The following is a 21,240-nucleotide window of genomic DNA, read 5'->3' as shown; positions in this document are numbered from 1 at the left end:
CGGGCCGGACCGCCCGAGCCTCAGCCGCCGAACCCGATGGCGACGTACTTGGTCTCGAGGAACTCCTCGATCCCGACGCTGCCGCCCTCGCGGCCGAGCCCGGACTCCTTGATGCCGCCGAACGGCGCGGCCGGGTTCGACACGAGCCCGGTGTTGAGCCCGATCATGCCGGCCTCCAGCCGCTCCGACACACGCAGCGCCCGGGTGACGTTCTCCGTGTACAGGTAGCTGACCAGCCCGAACTCGGTGTCGTTCGCCGCGGCCACCGCCTCGTCCTCCTCGTCGAACACGCTGATCGCGGCCACCGGGCCGAAGATCTCCTCGGACGTGAGGCGCGCCTCGAGCGGCACGTCGGACAGCACGGTGGGCCGGTAGAAGAAGCCGGGGCCGTCGCCCGGCTCACCGCCGACGTGCACCCGGGCACCGCGGTCGACCGCGTCGCGCACGAGCTCCACGACCTTGTCGCGGCCCTTCGCGTCGACGAGGGGCCCGACCTGCACGCCGTCATCGGTGCCGCGGCCCACGACGAGCCCGCCCATCCGCTCGGTGACGCGCTGCGCGAACTCCTCGGCCACCCCGCGCTGCACGAGGAAGCGGTTGGCCGCCGTGCACGCCTCGCCCATGTTGCGCATCTTGGCGAGCATCGCGCCCTCGACGGCCTTGTCGAGGTCGGCGTCGTCGAACACGAGGAAGGGCGCGTTGCCGCCCAACTCCATCGAGGTGCGCAGCACCTTCTCCGAGCACTGCTCCAGCAGCTTCTTCCCGACGGCCGTGGACCCGGTGAAGGACAGCTTGCGGGCCCGGCCGTCGCGGATCAGCGGCTCCATCACCCCACCGGCGTCGGAGGTGGTGACGAGGTTCAGCACGCCGTCGGGCAGCCCGACCTCGGCGAGGATCGCGGCGAGCGCGTGCATCGAGAGCGGGGTCTGCTGGGCGGGCTTCATCACCATCGCGCAGCCGGCCGCTACGGCCGGGCCGATCTTGCGCGTGCCCATCGCCATGGGGAAGTTCCAGGGCGTGATGAGCAGGGACACCCCGACCGGCTGCTTCTGCACGAGGAAGCGGCTCGCCCCGTTCGGGGCCACGGCGTAGCCGCCGTCGATGCGCACGGCCTCCTCGGCGAACCAGCGGAAGAACTCGGCGGCGTAGGTGACCTCGCCGCGGCTCTCGGCGAGCGGCTTGCCCATCTCCAGGGTCATGAGCAGGGCGAGGTCGTCGATCCGCTCCATGATCACTTCGTAGGCGCGGCGCAGGATCTCGCCGCGGTCGCGGGGCGGCATCGCGGCGAACGACTGCTGCGCCGCGGTGGCCGCGGCGAGCGCCTCCATCCCGTCCTCGGGTCCGGCGTCGGCCACCTCGCAGAGCGTCTTGCCGGTGGCCGGGTCGTCGACGGCCAACGTGCGTCCCGACGCGGCCGGACGCCACTGCCCGCCGATGAACAGGCCGGTGGGAACGGCGTCGACCACCCGGGCCTCGTCGCTGGAACTGCTGGTGGCGGCTGAATTCGTCCCGGCGTTCGTCATGGGCGCGATGCTGCCACCCCGGACCTCTCGGCGCAGCCGTCGTCCCCGTGTGGGGCGGACCACTCGGTGCGCCCGCGGGTGATGGCCGAGGATGGGGCCGTGACTGCGACGCTGCACCGCCTGCCGGACCTCGTGCCACCACCCACCGAGCTCCCGCCGCGCACGGCTGCCCTCCGTGCGCAGGTGCGGGCGTTCCTCACGGAGGAGCAGGAGGCGGGGCGGTGGACGCCGCGGGCGGACGTCTGGCTCTCCGGCTGGGACGAGCGGTTCTCGCGGGAGCTGGGCCGCCGGGGCTGGCTCGGCATGACGATCCCGGAGGAGTACGGCGGCCACGGCGCATCGGCGCTCGACCGCTACGTCGTCACCGAGGAGTTGCTCGCCGCGGGTGCCCCGGTGGCGGCGCACTGGATCGCCGACCGGCAGATCGGGCCCACGCTGCTGCGGTTCGGCACCGACGCGCAGCGGCGCCGGTTCCTGCCGGGGATCGCGCGCGGCGAGGTGTACTTCGGGATCGGGATGAGCGAGCCCGATTCCGGGTCCGACCTGGCGTCGGTGCGCACCCGCGCCGACCGCGTGGACGGTGGCTGGGAGCTCACCGGCACGAAGGTGTGGACCTCCGGAGCGCATCACGCCCACGCCTTCTTCGCCCTCGCCCGCACCGCGCCGCGCGACGAGCAGCACCGGCACGCAGGGCTGTCGCAGTTCATCGTGCTGCTCGATGCGCCCGGGGTGCAGATCCGGCCGATCCCGCTGCTCACCGGCGCCCACCACTTCAACGAGGTGGTGTTCGACCGCGTCTTCGTGCCCGACGACATGGTGCTCGGCGAGATCGGCGCCGGGTGGAAGCAGGTCACGAGCGAGCTGGCGTTCGAGCGCAGCGGGCCCGAGCGGTTCCTCTCGACGTTCCCGCTGCTCGTGGCGCTGGTCGGGGAACTGGCCGGCACCACGGGCGCGGAGCGGGAGATCGGCGGGCTGGTGGCGCGGCTGTGGACGCTGCGCCGGATGTCGCTCGCGGTGGCCGGGTCGCTGGAGTCGGGGGAGGCCCCCGAGCTGGCTGCCGCCGTGGTGAAGGAGCTGGGCACGAGGTACGAGAACGAGGTGATCGACGTGGCGCGCCTGCTCGTGGCCACCCCACCGGACCCGGGCGCGGAGTCCGGGTTCGCCCGGCTGCTCGCCGACGCGGTGCTGCACGCGCCCGGGTTCACGTTGCGCGGCGGCACCAACGAGGTGTTGCGCGGGATCGTCGCGAGGGGATTGGGGCTGCGGTGAACGAGCTCGCGGAACTGGCGGAGTCGGTCTTCGGCGACGCGGCCTCGGACGGGGCCGGGTTCGACGCCGCGCTGTGGCGCACGCTGGAGGAGACCGGGCTGGCGCGGTTGACGCTGCCCGAACAGGCAGGCGGCAGCGGGGCCGGCCTCGAGGACGCCGCCGTGGTGCTCGCGGCGGCCGGTGCCCACGCGGCCCGCGTGCCGCTGGTGGAGACCGACCTGCTCGGCGGGTGGCTGCTGCACGCGGCCGGTGTGCCGCTGCCGGACGGGCCGCTCACGGCGGTGGCCGGGGAGCTGGCGGTGGACGGCACGACGGTCCGCGGCGAGCTGCGCCGGGTGCCGTGGGCACGCGCCGCGGCCGGTGTTGCGGTGCTGACGGGCGACCGGGTGGTGCTGCTCGACCCGGACGCGGTCGACGTCGCGCACGGCACGAACCTCGCGGAGGAGCCACGCGACACGATCACGGTGGACGGCCCGGCCGTCGCCGTCGCCGACGCCCCGGACGGCGTGGCGGCCGAGCTGCGCCTGCGCGCCGCGCTCGGCCGGTCCCAGCTGCTCGCGGGCGCCGCCCGCGGGGCGCTGGCCGCCGCCGTGCGCTACGCGGGCGAGCGCGTGCAGTTCGGCCGCCCGATCGGCCGGTTCCAGGCCGTGCAGCAGCAGCTTGCGCTCGCCGCTGGTGAGGTGGCCGCCGCGTCCGCAGCCGCCGCGGCCGCTGCCCGGGTGGTGGCGGCCGAGGGCTTCCCGGCCGCACCGTCGCAGGTCGCCGTGGCCGCGGCCAAGGCGCGCACCGGGGAGGCGGCGGGAGCCGTGGCCCGGATCGCCCACCAGGTGCACGGCGCGATCGGCTTCACCCGGGAGCACGACCTGCGGCTGTGGACCACCCGGCTGTGGGCCTGGCGCGAGGAGGACGGCTCCGATGCGCAGTGGAACGCCGAGCTGGGTGCCACGGTGCTCGCCGCCGGGCCGGCCGGGGTGTGGCCCCTCGTGGTCGGCTGACGGTCGCCGGGTGGCTCAGGCGTCGCCCTCGGTGCGGTGCCGCCCGTGGCGCACGCCGCGCTGGAAGGTGCTGAGCCGCCCCCGCACCGCCTCCGGGTCGCGCCCGGAGATCGACGGCGGGGGCTCGCCCGGCATCGCGCTGCCGGGCATGAGGCGCCCGCGCGGCACCCGCTTGGGCAGGCCCGCACGGGTGAGTCCGCCCGGCTGGCTCTCCGAGGCCGCCCGCGCGGCCTGCCACACGGCGTCGGCCGAGGTGGCGAACGCGGCCGGGTCGGGGCCGCCGCCGTAGGCACCGCGCGCCGCCACACCTGCCGGCACCGGTGCGCCGTCACCGGACGAGCTGCCCTGCTCCGGCACGTGGAACCAGCCGGAGGTGACCTCCGCGAAGATCGGCGTGGCCTCGAGGTCGTCGAGGTCGGACGCCAGCGGGTCGGGCGGCCGCGGCGCGGCGGGGTCGGGCAGCGACTCCGGCGGGACCACCGGGGCGAACAGGTCGAACGGCTCCGGGCGCGCCTCGACGGGAGCGGGCACCGGTGGCGGCTCGGGCGCCACGGGCTCCGGCTCGTCCGGTGCGCCGGGCTGGGCGGGCACCACCGGGAGCCGCATCGTGGTCTCACCGCTGGTGGGGTCGTAGCGCGGTCGCGGGGTGGGGCGCCCGTGGGGCGAGGCGAGCGCCGCGCCGTCGGACCCCGCGAGGGCCGGCTGGTCGTCCTCGTCGGGCGTGCGCACGGCCGGTCCGGGCGGGAGCACCATTCCGGCCGGTGATCCGGCCGACGCGGCGTCGAGCCGGGACCACACGACCTGGTCCGGCTCGCTGGTGCGCTCGCCGACGAGGTCGGCCGGGACGGTGACCCGCGCGGTGACACCGCGCTTCTTCGAGCCGGGCACCCCGCTCGCCGACGTGCCCATCGAGTCGGTGAACAGGCCCACCGAGATCCCGTGGCGGTTGGCGAGCTTGCCCACCACGAACAGGCCCATGCGCCGCGACGCCGCCACCGATGCGGTGGACTCCACCGGGTTGCGCAGCCGCTCGTTCAGGGTGCTCAGCTCACCGGGGGACAGACCGATGCCCTCGTCGAAGATCTCCACCAGGATCGAGCCGTCGCGGGCCCGGCTGCAGCTCATCACCACCTGGCTCTCGGTGGGCGAGAAGTTGGTGGCGTTGTCCAGCAGCTCCGCGAGCAGGTGCTGGACGTCGTTGGCCGCGCTCGCGGCGAACGTGGCATCCGGCGGGTTCTGCACGACCACGCGCTGGTAGTGCTCGATCTCCGAGACCGCGGCCCGCAGCACGTCGAGCACCGGGGTGGGCTCGGCCGCCGGGCGCGGGATGTCGGCGCCCGCGAGGACCAGCAGGTTCTCGCAGTTGCGGCGCATCCGCGTGGCGAGGTGGTCGAGCCGGAACAGGTCCGACAGCTGCTCGGGGTCGACCTCCCCCTCCTCCAGCTGCTCGATCAGCACGAGCTGGCGGTCGACCAGCGCCTGGCTGCGGCGGGAGAGGTTGACGTACATCGCGTTGATGTTGTTCTGCAGCGTGGCCTGCTCGGCCGCGAGCCGCACGGCCTGCTCGTGCACCGCGTCGAAGGCGCGGGCGACCTCGCCCACCTCCTCGCGGGTGGTGACCGGCACCGTGGCGATGTTGATGCTCGGCGCGGTGCCCTGGCGCATCCGCTGCACGGCCTCGGGGAGGCGGTCCTGCGCCACCGTGATGGCGCTGCGGCGCAGCGTGCGCAACGAGGCGATCATCCCGCGGGCCACGAGGCCGACGATCACCGCGGCCAGCACGAGCGCGAGCAGGAGCACGACGGCGTTGAGCCAGGCCTCGATGAGCGCCCGCTGCCGCTGCTCGGCCACCGCGGTGCGCAGCTCGGTGCGCAGCCCCTCGGCCGCGGCGTCCAGCTCGCCGAGGAACCGGCTGTAGACCTCGGCCACCGTGGCGACGCCGTTGCCGCTCGGCGGGCTGCCCGCGAGCACCGCCTGCACCAGGCTGTTGCGGGCGGAGTTGCCCGGGCCGGGGATCAGGCCCGCGTACCGCACGCGCTGCGGGGCGTTGAGCGACACGCGGAAGTCGGCGAGCCCGCTCTCCAGCCGCGCGTTGCTGAACTGCAGGTCGGCGCCCAGCGCGGGGGACAGGCCGGTGTGCATGGACGTGGCCATCTGGGCCTGCTGCAGCGTGGCCTCGTTGCGGGCGGCACCCAGACCGGCGAGGGCGTTGGCGAGCCCGGTGACCTCGGAGGCGTTGATGTTGCGCAGCAACGCGGTGTCGAGCTGCACGAGCTGCTCGATGAGCTCCGAGTAGCGCGCCACGATGGCGTCGGGCGGGGCGTTGGAGCGGATGACCACCTCGCGCAGCGGGGAGAGCCGGGAGATGGCCTGGTCGGCCTGCTGCTGGACCAGGCCGATCGCGGGTACCTCCTCGACGAGCGCCGCCACGGCGTCGCGGCTGCGGGCCGCGCGCTGGTCGACGGCGGCCACCACTCCCTCGAACGCGCGGGCGTCGGACCGGCCGTTCGCGACGTACTCCGTGGCGCGGAAGCGTTCGCGCTCGACGTCGGTGACGAGGGAGGTGACCAGGCCCTGGGTGGACACGAAGCGGGCGACCAGGTCGCGGTTGGCCGCCTCGCCGACCTCGTCGATGATCCGGATCGTGCCGAGCGCGACGGCGAGCACGAGCGGAACGACGAGCACGACCGAGAACTTGACCCGTACGCTCCAGTGGCGTGGGGACGGCCACGCGGACCGTCGGCGGGCGGCCGGCCGGTCGTCCGTTGTCACGTCGGTCTCTCCACTCGGGCGCTGGGGAGCGAGGCGGCCCGCCCCGGCCGCCGGGAACCATGATCACCTGTGCTCGCAGTGTAACCAGAGTCACCCGTGCTTGTCGGCAGTGTGGTCGCCGCTCTGCGCTGAACGGGTGGCCACGTGCTGCGCTGCGTCATGATATGGGTACTCCTGGTGGCCCTTTCCGAGGCCGTTGTGGTCCGCGTGTCGCAACTTCGGGTTTGACAGCCCTCGAACCCCCGATGATGCTGCCCGTCGGTCGAGGAAGCAACGACCCAGGAATCCCACCACCCACGTCGGCACGCGAGCACAGGGACGGTATGCAGTACGCCACGACCCGCGGCCCGCGGCCGGACCGCCGCCGCTTCCTGCGCGCCGCAGGCGCCACCGGGCTGCTGGCCCTCACCGGCGGCGCGGCCGCGTGCGCCGTGGACGCCGGGCTCGAGACCGCGGCCCCCGGTCCCGGCGACGTGATCCGGATCGGTTACGTCACCCCGGAGACAGGACCCCTCGCGCCGCTCGGCGAGGCCGAGCGGTTCGTCGCCACCGCGATGGGCGAGATCCTCTCCGCGCGGCCGATCACGGTCGGGGGACGCCCGCATCGGGTGGAGATCCTCACCCGGGACAGCCAGTCCGACGGCCAGCGTGCCGCCGACGTCGCCGCGGGGCTCGCCCTCGACGACCGCGTCCACCTCGTGCTGGTGTCGGCCGGTGCCGACACCGTCAACGCGGTCAGCGACCAGTGCGAGGCCGCGGGCGTGCCCTGCGTGGCCGCGTCCACCCCGTGGCAGTCGTGGTTCCACCTGCGCGGCGGGCGGCCGGAGAGCCCGTTCCGGTGGACCTACCTGATGTCCTGGGGCATGGAGGACGCGCAGGCGGTCTACGCCGACCTCTGGGACGAGGTGGCCACCAACCGCGTGGTGGGCGCGTTCTGGTCCAACAGCGCCGAGGGGCTGGCCTGGAACAGCCCCGGCACCGGTCTTCCCGCCGCCCTCGCCGAGCGCGGCTACACCCTCGTCGACCCCGGCGTCTTCGAGGACGGCACCCCGGACTTCTCCGCGTGGATCGACGCGTTCCGCGCCGCGGACGCGCAGGTCCTGCTCGGCGTCGCGAGCCCACTGGACCTCGAGACGTTCTGGCGGCAGGCCGCGGAGCGCGACTACCGGCCCCGGATCGCCACGATCGGCCGGGGCGCGCGGGTGCCCGCGTCGGTGGAGCGGCTCGACCCGCCGGTCGTGAACCTCGGCACCGAGGTGTCCTGGTCGCCGAGCCACCCGTTCACCTCGTCCCTCACCGGCATGAGCGCGGGTGACCTCGCCGCTGAGTACACGGCACGCACCGGCAGGCAGTGGACCCAGCCCATCGGCTTCGCCCACGCGCTGTTCGAGGTCGCGGCGGCCGCGTTCGGCGCCGTCGGCTCGATCGACGACCGCGAGGGGGTCGCCCGGGCGATCGCGGGGATGCGCCTGGACACCGTGATCGGGCCGGTGGACTTCACGGCGGGCCCGGTCCCGGGCGTCGCGAAGACCCCGCTCGCCGGGGGCCAGTGGCAGACCGGTGAGACCCACCCGTTCGAGCTGGTGGTCGTCAGCAACGCGCGGTACCCGCAGGTGCCCACGGCGGGGCGGGTCGAACCGCTCGGGTAGCGGCTCAGATCTTGCGGAAGTCCCAGCTCGTGATCTTGTCCGGCACGAGCCGCAGCCAGGCGTGCCTGCCGTCGTGGCCGAACGTGCCACCGGTGTAGCGGTCCGCGAACAGCTGCTCCGGACCCTCCAGCTCGGGCACCAGCTCCCCGGTGCGCGGCACCTCCCCGACCACCTCGACCGAGCCGCGCAGCTCCACGCCGCGCAGCTCCCCGTAGTCGGTGCCCGCGTCGACCACGACGGCGATCCGGGGATCGCGCTGCAGGTCGGCCCACCGCTGGCTGCGCACCACCGACGTCAGCCAGAGCGCGCCGCCGTGCCATGCGTACCAGAGCGGGGTGGCGTGCGGGCCGTCCGGACCGGTGGTGGCGACGCGGCACGTGCGCTGCTCGGCGAGGAACTCGTCGACCTCCGCGGGCGTCATCGCGATCCGCCTGGCCCGCCGCTGTTCGCGCATGGGCGCACGCTAGCCGACCGGCCGGACCCGGCGCGGCCGTGCCGGGGCGCGGGCGAGTAGAAACCGTGAGCGTGGACGATGTGGTCGACCTGGCGGTGGTGGGCGCAGGCCCGGCCGGCAGCGCGGCGGCACTGCGCGCGTTGCAGCTGCGGCCCGACGCCCGCGTGCTCCTGGTCGACGCCGCGGAGTTCCCGCGCGACAAGACCTGCGGCGACGGGATCGCCGCCCACGCACTCGACCTCGTCGAGGCCCTGGGTGTGCCCGGGGTGTCGCGGCTCGGCCCACCGGTGCCGCGGATGCGGCTGCGCAGCCCGGGCGGGCGGGTCGTCGAGCGCACCTGCGCGCGCCCCAACCGCGTGGTGCCGCGCACCGTGTTCGACGCCGAGCTCGTGGCCGCCGCCGTCGCGCGGGGAGCGCGGCTGCTGCACCACCGCGTCCGGCACCTGGACGTGCACCCCGACCGGGTCGTGCTCGACGGCACCGTGGCGGCGCGGGTCGTGGTGGGGGCCGACGGCGCCAACTCCGCGGTGCGCAGGCAGCTCGGCGCACCCGCCTCGGCCCCGTCGGCCACGGCGGTGGCCGTGCGCGGGTACGCCCGGTCCGCGGTGGACCCCGACTCGCTGGTGATCGAGTTCGCCGAGGGGCCCTACCCGGCGTACGCCTGGTCGTTCCCGCTCCCGGGAGGCGGGGCCAACGTCGGGTACGGGGTGTTCGACCGCCGCGGCAGCGGCTCCCGCGCCGAGCTGGTGGCCCGTCTGAAGGCGCTGCTGCCCGCCCACGAACCCGACCCGGACTCCGTGCGCGGGCACCACCTGCCGCTGTCCACCGGCCCGCGCCACCACCCCGACGGCAGGGTGCTGCTCGTGGGCGACGCGGCGGCCCTGGTCAACCCGCTCACCGGAGAGGGGATCTTCGACGCGCTCGCCTCCGGAGCGCTCGCCGGGCGCGCGGCGCTGCGCGGCGCGGGGGCGGGCGCGGCGCACCGGGTCGCGATGCACCGCACGTTCGGGCGCCACCACGCTCACGGCGCCCTGCTGGCCCGGCTGCTGCGCAGGCCCCACTTCCTCGACGCGGCCGTGGTCGCCGCCTCCCGCAGCCAGGCGGTGTTCGACGCGGCCGTCGACCTCGGGCTGGGCCGCGGCACCGCCCCGGCCCACGCGCTCGCCCGCGTGGCGCTGAGCTACGCCACCCTGCCCCGCACCAACGGCACCTTCGTCCGATAGAGCGGTACGGGAGTGCCGCTCGTCCACCCGGAGGGGTGGGTGGCGGGCAAGATCCAGACGATCACCGCATCGAGACGATCACCGCGTCGTTGAGACGGTGTGCGCCGCTCCCCGGCCCGATGGGTCGCCCCGTGCCTGATCGCCGTCGCCGTCCCGTTCGCGACTGCCGGACCCGCCGCAGCGGATCCCGACCAGGCACCGGTTCAGCGCTACGTCGCGCTCGGCGACTCCTACGCGGCCGGCCCGCTCGTGCCGATCCCCACGGGCGAGCCGGCCGGGTGCCTGCGCTCCGACCACAACTACCCGTCGGTCGTGGCGCAGGAGCTCGGCGTCGGCGACTTCCGCGACGTCAGCTGCAGCGGCGCCACCACGGAGGACATCACCGGGCCGCAGAGCGTGCCCCTCGGCGAGAACCCGCCGCAGGTGGACGCGCTGACGCCCGACACCCAGCTCGTGACGATCACGATCGGCGGCAACGACATCGGCTTCGCCGACATCGTGCAGGAGTGCGCCACCCGCTCGCCGCTGAAGCCCACCGGCAGCGCCTGCAAGGACCACTACACCGCGGGCGGCACCGACCAGCTCACCCAGCGGATCGACGGAGCCGCCCCGGAGGTGGCCGCCGCGCTCGACGCCATCGACCGGCGTTCCCCTGACGCCCGCGTGCTGCTCGTCGGCTACCCGGCGATCCTGCCCGACGAGGGCCCCGGCTGCTTCCCGGTGGTGCCGTTCAGCCCTGGCGACGTCGCCTACCTGCGCGGCGTCGAGAAGGACCTCAACGCCATGCTGGAGGCGCAGGCGGCCGAGGCGGGCATCGAGTACGTGGACACCTACACCCCGTCGATCGGGCACGACGCCTGCCAGCTGCCGGGCCGCAAGTGGGTGGAGGGCCTCGTGCCGACGGCACCCGCCGCGCCCGTGCACCCGAACGAGTTGGGCATGCGCGAGATCGGCCAGGTCGTGGCCGACGCCGTCGGGGGAACGTCCTCCCGCGCCGCTGCCTAGTATCGCGGCGCCGGTACAGCGGCCTTATGCGAAGATCGCGCCGTGCGCGGTGGCAACATCTGGTTCAGCCCGATCCCGGTGGCCGCCGTGGCGTGCGTCGTCCTCGTCGTGCTCGTCGCACTCGCGATGATCGATTCCCCTCGGGGCCGGACCTGCGTGCGCTGGCTCCTCGTCCTGTGCGTCGGCGGCATCCTCGTGGTGACGATGCTGCGCGCGACCGCGGGGACCGGGGTCACGAACCTGTACCCGGGGCGGACGATCGGCGAGCAGCTCACCGGTGATCACGCGCTGGGCCTGTTCAACGTGCTGGGCAACATCGCGATGTTCGTCCCGCTGGGATGGCTCGTGGCGCTGGTGGCGCCCCGTCGTCGCCTGGTGGGTGCGGCGGTCGTGGGTGTCGGGTTGTCGGCGACGATCGAAATCGTGCAGTTGTTCGTCGGGCGGATCGCCGACATCGACGACGTGCTCCTGAACGGCACCGGCGCAGTCCTCGGGGCCGGTGTCGCGCTGATCATCCGCGAAGCCCGGGCGAGAGTGCTCGCGTAATTCGCCGACCTTCCGACCTCGCCCGGGTTGACACCGAGCCTATACTAAACCTCGAAGTTAATTAACCGAGAGGTTCGATACGTGGTCGACGATCAGCTGGACCTGGTGTTCGCGGCGCTGGCCGACCCCACGCGGCGCGCGATCCTCGCGCGGCTCACCGGCGGCGAGGCCACCGTCACCGAGCTCGCCGCGCCGTTCGCGATGAGCATGCCCGCGGTCTCCAAGCACCTGAAGGTGCTCGAACGGGCCGGGCTGATCAGCCGCGGCCGCAACGCACAGCAGCGCCCGTGCCGGCTCGAGGCCGCGCCGCTCGCGGACGTCGCCGAATGGGTGCAGACCTACCGGCGGTTCTGGGAAGGCAGCTTCGACCGCCTGGACGAGCACCTGCAGGAGCTGCAGGGAGGAGATCCGGCGTGACCACCACCCGGGACTTCACGATCACCCGCGAGTTCGCCGCACCGCGCGAGCTCGTGTTCCGGGCGTGGACCGACCCGCAGCACCTCACCCGCTGGTACGGCCCGCGCGGCTGCAGCACCCCGCTGGACTCGATCAGCGCCGACGTCCGCCCGGGCGGCACCTGGCGGGCCACGATGGTCGTCGACGCCACCGGGCAGGAGTTCCCCACCGGGGGCTTCTACCTCGAGGTCCGGGCCCCGGAGCGGCTCGTGTTCACCTGGCGCGAGCCCGGCGGCGACGCGGAGTCCGTGATCACCGTCGACCTCGCCGACCTCGGCGACGGCCGCACCGCCATGACCTTCCACCAAGCCGGATTCACCCGCGAGGACACCCGCCGGGGCGTCCACTCCGGGTGGACGAGCGCGTTCGAACGCCTCGCCGAGCACGTCACGGAGGACACCTGATCATGAGCACCCTGACCAGCACGGATGCCCTTTCGCCGGTGGTCACGCCACAGGAATGGGCGGCCGCGGCCGCCGAGCTGCGGGCCGCGGAGAAGGAGCACATGCGCGCGGGCGACGCGCTCGCGGCCCGCAGGCGCCGGATGCCGATGGTCGAGTTCGGCGCCTACGAGTTCACGGGCGCCGACGGCCCCGCCACGCTGCTCGACCTGTTCGAGGGGCGGTCTCAGCTGGTGGTCTACCAGTTCATGCCGGGCCCGCCCTGGTGCGAGGGCTGCTGCATGTTCACCGACCAGATCTCCGAGCTCGCCCACCTCCACGCCCGCGACACCACGATGGTGAACGTCTCGCTGTCGTCCTACGCCGACCTCGCGGCCCTGCGCGAGCGCATGGGGTGGCAGATGCCGTTCTACTCGTGCGCGGGCACCGACTTCACCACCGACTGCGCCGACGGCTTCGGGCTCAGCGTCTTCCTGCGCCACGGCGACCGCGTCTTCCGCACCTACTTCACGAACGGCAGGGGCGTCGAGGCCGTCGGCACCGTCTGGTCGATCCTCGACCGCACCCCGCTCGGACGCCAGGAGACCTGGGAGGACACCCCCGCCGGCCGACCGCAGACCCCGCCGTACGACTGGTGGCGCCTGCACGACGAGTACTGATGGGCGACCTCGCGGCCTGGGACCCGCTGATCGGCGCGTGGGCGTCGACCGGACGCACCGTCGACGCGGTCGAAGTCGAGGGCACCGACGTCTACGAGTGGCTGCCCGGCCGCCGGTTCGTCGTGCACCACGTGGACGTGCGCGTCGGCGGCGAGCAGGTGGACGTGCTGGAGGTGATCGGCGAGCGCGACGGCGACGCGTTCCTCGCCCGGTCCTTCGACGGCTGGGGCGGTACGTCCGTGATGAGGGCGAGCGTCGACGAGGCGGGGGAGTGGACCTTCGCCGGTCCCGCGGAACGCGCCACGCTCGCCGTGGCCCCGGACGGCACCACGATGTCCGCCCGCTGGGAGCGCCTCCGCGACGGCTCGTGGGAGCACTGGATGGACATGGAGTTCCGCCGCGTCGACTGACCAAGTGGCGTCGGCACGAGAAGTACCTGAGGGCTGTCCCGGCAACGCCGGTGTGCGGCTCGCCGCGATCAACGGTCCATGATCGGCCCGAGAAGGACCTGACGGTCTTCCGGTCGGCGCTGGTGTGCTCCTCGGTGCGATCGGTGCGATCAAGGAGCCGTCATTGCCCGAGAAGCACCTCACGGTTGCCCCCGCGGCGCCGGTGTGCGACTCGCCGCGCATGATCCCCTCCGAGAAGCACCAGGACGCAGTCGCGGCAACTCCGATGTACTGCCCGACCCGATCAACGGTCCATGATCAGTTCGAGAAGAACCTGACCGCCCTCCGGTCGGCGCTGGCGTCCTTCTCGACGCGATCAACGAGCCCCTACGTCCGAGAAGCACCTGGCGGGTCCCTCGCCGACGCGGGTGTACGACTCGCCGCGCCTGCTCCCCTCCGAGAAGCACCTGGGCGCTGCCACGGCAACCCCGAAGTACTTCTCGGCCCGATCAACCGTGCAATCAGCCCAGAGGCGCCTGGCGGTCCTCCCGTCGGCGCTGGTGCGCTGCTCGGTGCGATTAGCCGGCTGCGATCGCCCGGGAAGTACACGGCGGCAGTCCGACGGACGTCTGTGTGCGACTCGCTGCGTGTGCTCTGCCCCGAGAAGCACGTGGACGCCGTCGCGGCGACCTTGGTGTGCGGCTCGGCGTGATCAGCCGACTGTGATCGGCCCGAGCAGCACCTGGCCCGTGACGCGGCGACCCTGGTGTGCGGCTCGGTGCGGTCGGCCGGTCGCGACTGGTCGAGAAGTACCTGACGGTCGTCACGGCTACCGCTATGTGCGGCTCGGCCCGTCGTGATCCGCCCGAGAAGTACGTGCCGGCCGTCGCGGCAGCCCTGGTGTGCGGCTCGCGGCCGTCCTCAGCCCACCGCCGGGGTGGGCGCCGCCGGCTCGCGCTCGTCGTAGCCCTCCACGATCCGGGCTTGCATCGGGAAGCGCACCGGGGTGTCGCCGAACAGTCGCCTGCCGGCCGTGTCGGCTGCCTCCCGGACAGCGGCGGCCGTCGCCTGCGCCACCTCCGCGGGGGCGTGCAGCAGCACCTCGTCGTGCTGGAAGAACACCAGCTCGGCGGGGCTCCCCGTCGCGCGCAGCCGGCCGCGCAGCTCGGCGAGCAGCACCAACGCCCACTCGGCCGCGGTGGCCTGCACCACGAAGTTGCGGGTGAAGCGCCCGCGGGCCCGCGCGGCGGCGGGCTGCTCGTGGCCGGGGCGCGCCGGTGGGCAGGTGCGGCCCAGGTGCGAACGCACGAGCCGCCCCTCCTCGCCCGCGCGGGCCGCATCCTCGACGTAGGCCATGGCCGCCGGGAAGCGGCGGCGCAGCGTGGCGAGCAGGACGGCGGCGCCGCCGGAGGTCTGCCCGTACATCGCGGAGAGGAGGGCGAGCTTCGCCTTGGCGCGGTCGCCGCCGAACTCGCGGGCGGCGAGCGCGGTGTACAGGTCGTCCTCGCCGGGGGCGAGAGCGTGGTCGCGCGACAGCGCGGCGAGCACGCGGGGCTCGAGCTGCGCGGCGTCGGCGATCACCAGCCGCCAGCCGGGGTCGGCGCGCACCGCGGCTCGCACTGCCTTCGGGATCTGCAGCGCGCCGCCGCCGCGGCTGGCCCAGCGCCCGGACACGACCCCGCCCACGACGTACTCCGGGCGGAACCGCCCGTCGTGCACCCACGTGCGCAGCCAGGACCAGCCGTGCGCGGTGTGCAGCCGCGCGAGCTCCTTGTACGCGAGCAGCGGGGCGACGGCGGGGTGGTCGACCCGCTTGAGCTCCCACGAGCGGGTGGTCGTGAGCTCGTGCCCGGCGCGGGCGAAGGCCCGCAGGACCTCGGCGGGGGAGTCGGGGTTGACCGGACGGCCGAACGCCGCGTCGACCGCCTCGGCCAGCGCCTGCAGCTTCGGCGGCCGCCCGCCCAGCACCGGCCGCGGGCCGAGCAGCTCCACGAGGAGCCGGTCGTGGACGTCGGCGCGCCACGGCAGCCCGGCGGCCGTCATCTCCTCCGCGACGAGCATTCCGGCCGACTCGGCCGCCGCGAGCAGCCGCATGCCGGGGCCCGCCGCGGCGAGCGCCCGTTGCTGCGCCGCGTGCACCGCCACCACGTCGGCGAGCTCGTCGTCGCCCGCGCCCGTGTCGAAGAGCGCGAGCGGGCCGTCGTCGTCGACGGGCGGGTCGGGCTCCGGGGCGCGGCCCTGCAGACGGGCCACGGCGGCGGCGAGCCCGTGGGGCTGCCCGAACCCGCCCGCCGCGCCCACCAGCAGACCTTCGACCAGCTCGACGTCGTGCGCCCGGCCGACGCGGACGCCCGCGGCGAGCAGCCGCCGGTAGGCCCGGCCCCGGGCGACCACCCAGCGCGGCGCCTCCCGCTCCTCGATCGCGGCGAGGTCGGGCTGCGGCTCCGGTGGGGCGGCAGGGGTGCCGTCCTCGTGGAGCCGCTGGATCCGCGGGACCCCGTCGCGAGGCCCCGGGTCGTACGCGATCCTCACCGCGGGCGGGGCAGCAGCCCGGCGAGCAGGCCGCGCTGCGGGCCCCCGCGGATCTCCTCGGGCCCGGCACCGACCTCGGCGAGCACGTCGTTGGCCGCGAGCACGCCGGTGGCGGCGGCCCGCTCCATCAGCCCGCTGAGGAACGGGGTGGCGACGTGGTCGCCTGCGACGCGCACGCCCCGCCCGAGGCCGGTGACGGTGAGCCGCGAGCCGGCCCCGCCGGGCGGGAAGGTGGGGGCGGTGGCCTCCATCCGCTCCTCCACGTGCAGCACCCCGGCCCCGGTCGTCTCCGGCCACAGCCCGGCGAGCTCGCCCCGCATGCGCGCGGTGGCGGTGGCGGCGTCGGGCGCGGAGCAGGCGTAGGAGTGCAGCTCGACGACCGCGCCGCCGGTGTGGGCCGCCCACCGCAGCGAGGGCTCCTCGAGGCGTGAGTAGACGGTGACGGAGTCGAGCGTGGGCTCGCGGCTCACGGCGCTGAACGTGGCGCGGTGCGGGGCGACGTCGCGGTCGAGCCACAGCCGGGTGACGGCGAACGGCGGAGCGACGGGCAGCGCTGCGGCCCCGGCCGCGAGCCGCGGTGCCACCGTGCCGACCTCCGGCGACGCGGCCACGAGCTCCCGCAGGGCGGGCGGTTCGGTGGCGAGCACCAGGTGGCGGGTGCGCAGCTCCTCCCCGTCGAGCTCGACGCGCCAGCTGTGGCCGTCGGCCGGTCCGATCGCGCGGGCCGGTGTGGCCGTGCGCACCTGCGCGCCGTGCTGCTCCAGGTGTGCGGCGAGGGGTTGCCAGATCGCGGTGCGGTGGTCGGTGTGGGGCGCGTCGAAGCCGATGCCGTGCGGGTTGCCGAGGAAGTAGTAGTGGAACATCGCGATCAGCTCGGCCGCCGACAGCGCACCCGGGTGGGCGAAGAACGACCGCGCGAACGCCTCGAACAGCATCGCCTGCGCGCGGTCGGACATGCCCAGCGAGGCGAGGAACTGCGCCGCGGGCACGTGGTCGTACAGGGCGGTGGTGCGGACGTGGTCGTACGCGAGCAGCTCGGCGGCGCGGGACTGGCGGGACCCCAGCAGGTCGCGCAGCCCGAGGCTGGGGGAGCGGGCGAACAGCGCGACCAGGTTGAGCGGCGCGGTGGTGGGCAGGCCGGTGAGGTCCTCGGCGGGCCAGTCGCGCGAGATCACCGGATAGCCGCCGACCGGCCGGAGAAAGCCCAGCTCGGGGTCGATGCGGCGCAGGATCGCCCGCCACGTGTGGTAGTGGCGGAAGAACGCGTGGAAGCCGTGTTCGACCACCTGCTCGGTGCCGTCCGGGAGGGTGTGCGGCCACGCGCCGAGCCGGCCGCCGAGGGTGGGTGCCGCCTCCAGCAGGGTGACGGCCACGCCGCGCTCGGCCAGCACGACGGCGGCCGAGACCCCGGCGATCCCGCCGCCGACGACGACGGCCTCGGTGCCCGCCGGCACGGCCCGGGGGAGCGTGGGTTCGGCCGGCACCAGTACCCGCCCACGCGGTTCACGGCTCACCCGCCGACCTTATGCGTGCCCCCTGACGGTTCCCGGAACATCCACCCGCCGGTCGCGCGTTGCCCGGTGCATGACGATCGATGTGGGTCGGTACGGGATCTGGCGGAGCCTGCGGCACGGGGTCGACGCGAAATTCGCGGCGGAGGCCGAAGCGCTCGGGTACGGCGCGATCTGGGTGGGCGGGTCGCCTCCCGGGGACCTCGCGGCGATCGAGTCGCTGCTCGACGCCACACAGCACATCGTGATCGCCACCGGCATCGTGAACATGTGGTCGACGCCGGCGGAAGAGGCGGCGGCCTCCTACCACCGGATCGCGGCGAAGCACCCCGACCGCTTCCTGCTCGGCGTCGGGATCGGCCACCCGGAGGCCACCCAGGAGTACCGCAGCCCGTACGCCACCATGGTCGACTACCTGGACCGGCTGGACGACGCCGGCGTCCCCGTCGAGGGCCGCGCGCTGGCGGCACTCGGCCCGAAGGCGCTGCGGCTGGCCGCCGACCGCACCGCGGGCGCCCACCCCTACCTCACCACCCCGGAGCACACCCGGGAGGCGCGGGAGATCCTCGGCGACGGCGTCCTGCTCGCCCTCGAGCAGAAGGTGGTGCTCGACACCGACCCCGAGCGCGCCCGCGCGATCGGGCGCCCGGCCGTCGAGCGGCCCTACCTGCACCTGGTGAACTACCGCAAGAACCTCCTGCGCCTGGGCTGGGCCGAGTCCGACCTGAACGACGGCGGCAGCGACGCCCTCGTCGACGCGCTGGCGGTCCACGGCGACGCGGAGACGGTGGCCGCCCGCCTCGACGCCCACCTCGACGCGGGGGCCGACCACGTCTGCGCGCAGGTGCTCACGGCCGACGGGGCCGACCCCCTGCCTGCGCTGCGCGAGCTCGCGGCGGCCCTGGGACTCAACCGCTAGCGCGGGGTGCCTCCGGGGTGCAGCGGTGGGCCCGACAGGGGGCAGTGCACGCACTCCTCCACCCGGACCCGGTCCGGTTCCGGGCCCGCCGCCACCTCGTCGCGTGGCTTGCGGATCAGCGCGAACGACGCCACCGCGGCCACCACGAGGAGCCCGGCGCCGATCACCATCGCCACCCGGAAGCCGGCGTCGAAGGCGACCGGGTCGGAGTAGTCGTCGCCCGCGATGCCGGCGATGCCCGGCACGACCGCCACGGCGAGGAGCCCGGCGGCCCGGGCCACCGCGTTGTTCACGCCCGACGCGGCGCCGGCGTAGCGGTCCGGTGCCGCGTCGAGCACTGTGGCCGTGAGCGGGGCGACGGTGAGGGCGAGCCCGGCGCCGAACACGAGCATCGCGGGCAGCACGTCGAGGAGCCAGGACGCCGAGGCGCCCACCCGCAGGAGCAGGAGCAGCCCGACCGCGCCCACGAGCGGGCCCACGGTCATCGGCAGCCGCGGCCCGATGCGCCCGCTGAGGGCGCCCGCCCGCCCCGAGAACACCAGCATCACCGCCGTGACCGGCAGCAGGGCGGCGCCCGCCAGCAGTGGCGTGAACCCGGAGACGACCTGCAGCTGCAGCACCAGCATCAGGAACACCGCACCCATCGCGCCGTAGATCAGCACGGTGGCGACGTTCGCGGCGCTGAACGTGCGGTCGCGGAACAGGGTGGGCGGCACCAGCGGGTGCGGTGAGCGGCGCTCCACCAGCACGAACCCCGCCAGCAACAGCACCCCCGCCACCGTCGCGACCAGCGGGATCGAACCGGCGCTGCCCTCGCCGAGCCCGGTGAGGCCGTACGTCAGGGCGCCGAGGCCGGCGACGGCCAGCACCGTGCCCGTGACGTCGAGGCCGGGTGCGGACTCGGTGTCCCGGCTCTCCGGCACGTGCCGCAGCGCGATGGCGATGATCAGCGCGGCGAGCGGGAGGTTGATCAGGAACACCGCGCGCCAGCTCCACTCCACCAGCCAGCCGCCGAGGAAGGGGCCGACGGCACCCGCGATGCCGCCCAGACCCGACCAGGCGCCGATGGCCGCACCGCGGTCCGCGCCGTGGAACGAGGCGGAGATCAACGCGAGGCTGCCCGGGGTGAGCAGGGCACCACCCACGCCCTGCAGCGCCCGCGCCGCGATGAGGGTGCCGATGTCCGGGGCCAGCCCGCACGCCAGCGACGCCAGCGCGAACCACGCCACCCCGATGAGGAACACCCGCTTCCGGCCGAAGTGGTCCCCGAGCGAGCCGCCGAGCAGGATGAGCGACGCGAGCGTGAGCGTGTAGGCGTTGACCGTCCACTGCAGGCCGGTGAACCCCGCGTCCAGCTCGGTGCCGATCCGCTCGAGCGCCACGTTCACGACCGTGCCGTCGATCATCGCGAGCCCGGACCCGAGAACCGTCGTGGCGAGCACCCAACGCCCCGCCGCAGTGCCCATCCGCAGTTCCCCGGCGACCATGGAGTCGGAGCTTACGGCGTGCGAGCCCCGCGGCGTGACCGCCGTCACGGCGGGTGGTTCCCGGCTCCGCGAACGCTCCTGGACGACTCCCCGTACACGTCGGATGACAGCGCGTCACCTCTGTGGGTTCCGGTCGTTGATCGTGCAGGAATCCGGGAGGCGAGATGGCAGGAAGTGCGCGGCGGGCACCGGCCGCCCGTGCGGCGGTGGGCGCGGTGGTGGCGGCGGTCGTGGCCACCGGGTTGCTCGGGTTCGGCAGTGCCCAGGCGGAGCCGCAGGTCACGGCCCCGGACGTGGATCCCGCTCCGGTTCTCACCAGCCCCGCGCCACCCACGGAGCGCCCACCCGCCTCCCGTGAGCGCACCGAACGCCGCGAGGCCCCCGCCTCCCGGAACAGCGCGGACAGCAGCGACAGTGCAGCCGACGACGACTCGCCCGGCCGGCTGCGCGCCGCAGCACCACAGCCCCCACAGCAGGACTCCGAGCCCGCCGATCCGCCGGCCGATCCGCCTTCCGATCCACCGGCCGACGCGAGCGAGGACGCCCAGGCGCAGCCCACCGCGCAGATGCCGCACCCGGCCCCGCCGCCCGGTCCTCCCGCCCTGGTGCCCGGCACCCCGTGCACCGCCACCGCGCGGGCCTGCGTGGCGCTGCGCGAGCGCACCGCGTGGCTGATCGACCGCGGCACCGTGGTGCGCGGCCCGGTCCGCATCCAGCACGGCGACCGGGCCGACCCGACACCGCGCGGCACCTTCGCCGTCCAGTGGAAGGCCGAGCAGTACACCAGCCGCGAGTACCTCACACAGATGCCCTACTCGGTGTTCTTCGCCGACGGGGGCATCGCCTTCCACGAGGGCGCGCAGGACACCCCGTCGGCAGGGTGCGTCAAGCTGATCAACGAGGACGCCAAGGCCTTCTTCTACTACCTGCAGGTCGGCGACGAGGTGCAGATCCACTAGGTCGGCCGAGCCGCACAGCACTGCTGCCGGAACCGCGCGGACGTGCGCCCGCCATTCATGATCGTTCCGACCAGCACCCCGCTGCTGTCGCGACCGCGCGCGGCTCGCCGTAGCCGTGCCGCCCGAGCCGCACGTCGGGGCTGTTCCCACACTCCAGCGTGCGACTCGGGCACTCCTCCGGGCCGCGCCGCGGATGCGGCGCCGAGCCGTACGCCGCTGTCCCTGCAACCGCGCGGAAGTGCGCCTCGCCGCCCCACGGCCGGCCGAGTCGGACCTCACGGCTCCTCCCACAGCCGCCGCGTGCGACTCGAAAGGATCAATGCCCGGCCTACCGGCAGTCGATGATCGATCCGAGCAGTACTCCACCGCTGCCGGGGCGACACGGATGTGCGGCTCGCGACGCACAACTGGTCATGATCAGCCCGAGCCGCACCCCACGGTCGGCCTCACAGCTCCAGCGTACGACTCGGGAGGGCTCCTCCCGGCGCGCC

General features: G+C 74.6%; 18 protein-coding genes. 12 read left to right on the top strand and 6 right to left on the bottom strand.

The window, feature by feature from the left end:
* Positions 1-20 precede the first annotated feature (20 nt).
* Positions 21-1,523: an NAD-dependent succinate-semialdehyde dehydrogenase gene (locus ACFPL3_RS26820; protein WP_343945760.1), complete on the bottom strand. Its 1,503-nt coding sequence runs from the start codon at positions 1,521-1,523 to the stop codon at positions 21-23.
* A 99-nt stretch (positions 1,524-1,622) separates the two neighbouring features.
* Here ACFPL3_RS26820 and ACFPL3_RS26815 point away from each other — a divergent pair, with 99 nt between their 5' ends.
* Positions 1,623-2,792 carry an acyl-CoA dehydrogenase family protein gene (locus ACFPL3_RS26815; protein WP_343945759.1) on the top strand — a complete coding sequence of 390 codons (1,170 nt, stop codon included), beginning with the start codon at positions 1,623-1,625 and terminating at the stop codon, positions 2,790-2,792.
* Positions 2,789-3,787, top strand: a complete 999-nt coding sequence (locus tag ACFPL3_RS26810; protein WP_379589703.1) for an acyl-CoA dehydrogenase family protein — start codon at positions 2,789-2,791, stop codon at positions 3,785-3,787. Before ACFPL3_RS26815 ends, ACFPL3_RS26810 begins: the two co-directional genes overlap by 4 nt.
* A 15-nt stretch (positions 3,788-3,802) precedes the next feature.
* On the opposite strand, the gene ACFPL3_RS26805 is transcribed toward ACFPL3_RS26810, so the two are convergent.
* Complete coding sequence (locus tag ACFPL3_RS26805; protein ID WP_343941111.1) at positions 3,803-6,472, bottom strand: sensor histidine kinase; 2,670 nt, start codon at positions 6,470-6,472, stop codon at positions 3,803-3,805.
* Between the two features lie 410 nt (positions 6,473-6,882).
* On the opposite strand from ACFPL3_RS26805, the gene ACFPL3_RS26800 reads away from it, so the two are divergent.
* On the top strand, positions 6,883-8,208 hold the full coding sequence (locus ACFPL3_RS26800) for an ABC transporter substrate-binding protein (protein ID WP_343941110.1): 1,326 nt from the start codon (positions 6,883-6,885) through the stop codon (positions 8,206-8,208).
* A gap of 4 nt (positions 8,209-8,212) precedes the next feature.
* On the opposite strand, the gene ACFPL3_RS26795 is transcribed toward ACFPL3_RS26800, so the two are convergent.
* Complete coding sequence (locus ACFPL3_RS26795) at positions 8,213-8,662, bottom strand: pyridoxamine 5'-phosphate oxidase family protein (RefSeq protein ID WP_343941109.1); 450 nt, start codon at positions 8,660-8,662, stop codon at positions 8,213-8,215.
* Between the two features lie 65 nt (positions 8,663-8,727).
* Here ACFPL3_RS26795 and ACFPL3_RS26790 point away from each other — a divergent pair, with 65 nt between their 5' ends.
* The 7 genes from ACFPL3_RS26790 (at position 8,728) to ACFPL3_RS26760 (ending at position 13,362) form a co-directional block, all read left to right on the top strand.
* On the top strand, positions 8,728-9,885 hold the full coding sequence (locus ACFPL3_RS26790) for an NAD(P)/FAD-dependent oxidoreductase (RefSeq protein ID WP_343941108.1): 1,158 nt from the start codon (positions 8,728-8,730) through the stop codon (positions 9,883-9,885).
* Between the two features lie 99 nt (positions 9,886-9,984).
* Positions 9,985-10,890, top strand: coding sequence for an SGNH/GDSL hydrolase family protein (locus ACFPL3_RS26785; protein WP_343941107.1), 906 nt, complete (start codon positions 9,985-9,987; stop codon positions 10,888-10,890).
* A gap of 42 nt (positions 10,891-10,932) precedes the next feature.
* Complete coding sequence (locus tag ACFPL3_RS26780; protein WP_343941106.1) at positions 10,933-11,436, top strand: VanZ family protein; 504 nt, start codon at positions 10,933-10,935, stop codon at positions 11,434-11,436.
* An 81-nt stretch (positions 11,437-11,517) separates the two neighbouring features.
* Positions 11,518-11,853, top strand: coding sequence for an ArsR/SmtB family transcription factor (locus tag ACFPL3_RS26775; RefSeq protein ID WP_343941105.1), 336 nt, complete (start codon positions 11,518-11,520; stop codon positions 11,851-11,853).
* Positions 11,850-12,296: an SRPBCC family protein gene (locus tag ACFPL3_RS26770; protein WP_343941104.1), complete on the top strand. Its 447-nt coding sequence runs from the start codon at positions 11,850-11,852 to the stop codon at positions 12,294-12,296. Before ACFPL3_RS26775 ends, ACFPL3_RS26770 begins: the two co-directional genes overlap by 4 nt.
* Positions 12,297-12,298: 2 nt before the next feature.
* Positions 12,299-12,952, top strand: coding sequence for a DUF899 family protein (locus ACFPL3_RS26765; RefSeq protein WP_343941103.1), 654 nt, complete (start codon positions 12,299-12,301; stop codon positions 12,950-12,952).
* On the top strand, positions 12,952-13,362 hold the full coding sequence (locus ACFPL3_RS26760; RefSeq protein ID WP_343941102.1) for a hypothetical protein: 411 nt from the start codon (positions 12,952-12,954) through the stop codon (positions 13,360-13,362). Before ACFPL3_RS26765 ends, ACFPL3_RS26760 begins: the two co-directional genes overlap by 1 nt.
* 900 nt (positions 13,363-14,262) lie before the next feature.
* Here ACFPL3_RS26760 and ACFPL3_RS26755 read toward each other — a convergent pair.
* The gene (locus tag ACFPL3_RS26755) at positions 14,263-15,873 is read right to left on the bottom strand and encodes a bifunctional 3'-5' exonuclease/DNA polymerase (RefSeq protein ID WP_379589702.1); all 1,611 of its coding nucleotides are present in this window, start codon (positions 15,871-15,873) and stop codon (positions 14,263-14,265) included.
* Positions 15,870-17,387 (bottom strand): FAD-dependent oxidoreductase, encoded by a 1,518-nt coding sequence (locus tag ACFPL3_RS26750; RefSeq protein ID WP_343941100.1) that lies wholly within the window; start codon positions 17,385-17,387, stop codon positions 15,870-15,872. The genes ACFPL3_RS26755 and ACFPL3_RS26750 overlap by 4 nt, the downstream gene beginning before the upstream one ends.
* Positions 17,388-17,457: 70 nt before the next feature.
* Between ACFPL3_RS26750 and ACFPL3_RS26745 the strand changes: the two genes are divergently transcribed.
* Complete coding sequence (locus tag ACFPL3_RS26745) at positions 17,458-18,303, top strand: LLM class F420-dependent oxidoreductase (RefSeq protein ID WP_343941099.1); 846 nt, start codon at positions 17,458-17,460, stop codon at positions 18,301-18,303.
* Here the strand turns inward: ACFPL3_RS26745 and ACFPL3_RS26740 are convergent.
* A complete protein-coding gene (locus ACFPL3_RS26740) occupies positions 18,300-19,790 on the bottom strand; it encodes an MFS transporter (RefSeq protein WP_343941098.1) in 1,491 nt (496 codons plus the stop codon). The genes ACFPL3_RS26745 and ACFPL3_RS26740 overlap by 4 nt on opposite strands.
* Positions 19,791-19,954: 164 nt before the next feature.
* On the opposite strand from ACFPL3_RS26740, the gene ACFPL3_RS26735 reads away from it, so the two are divergent.
* Complete coding sequence (locus ACFPL3_RS26735) at positions 19,955-20,749, top strand: L,D-transpeptidase (RefSeq protein WP_343941097.1); 795 nt, start codon at positions 19,955-19,957, stop codon at positions 20,747-20,749.
* Positions 20,750-21,240 lie beyond the last annotated feature (491 nt).

Origin of the sequence: Pseudonocardia zijingensis, from assembly GCF_042657305.1 — a bacterium.
In the GTDB taxonomy this organism is placed as follows: domain Bacteria; phylum Actinomycetota; class Actinomycetes; order Mycobacteriales; family Pseudonocardiaceae; genus Pseudonocardia; species Pseudonocardia zijingensis.
Note: the sequence above shows the minus strand (reverse complement) of the source record. Positions and strands in the feature narration are given on the sequence as shown.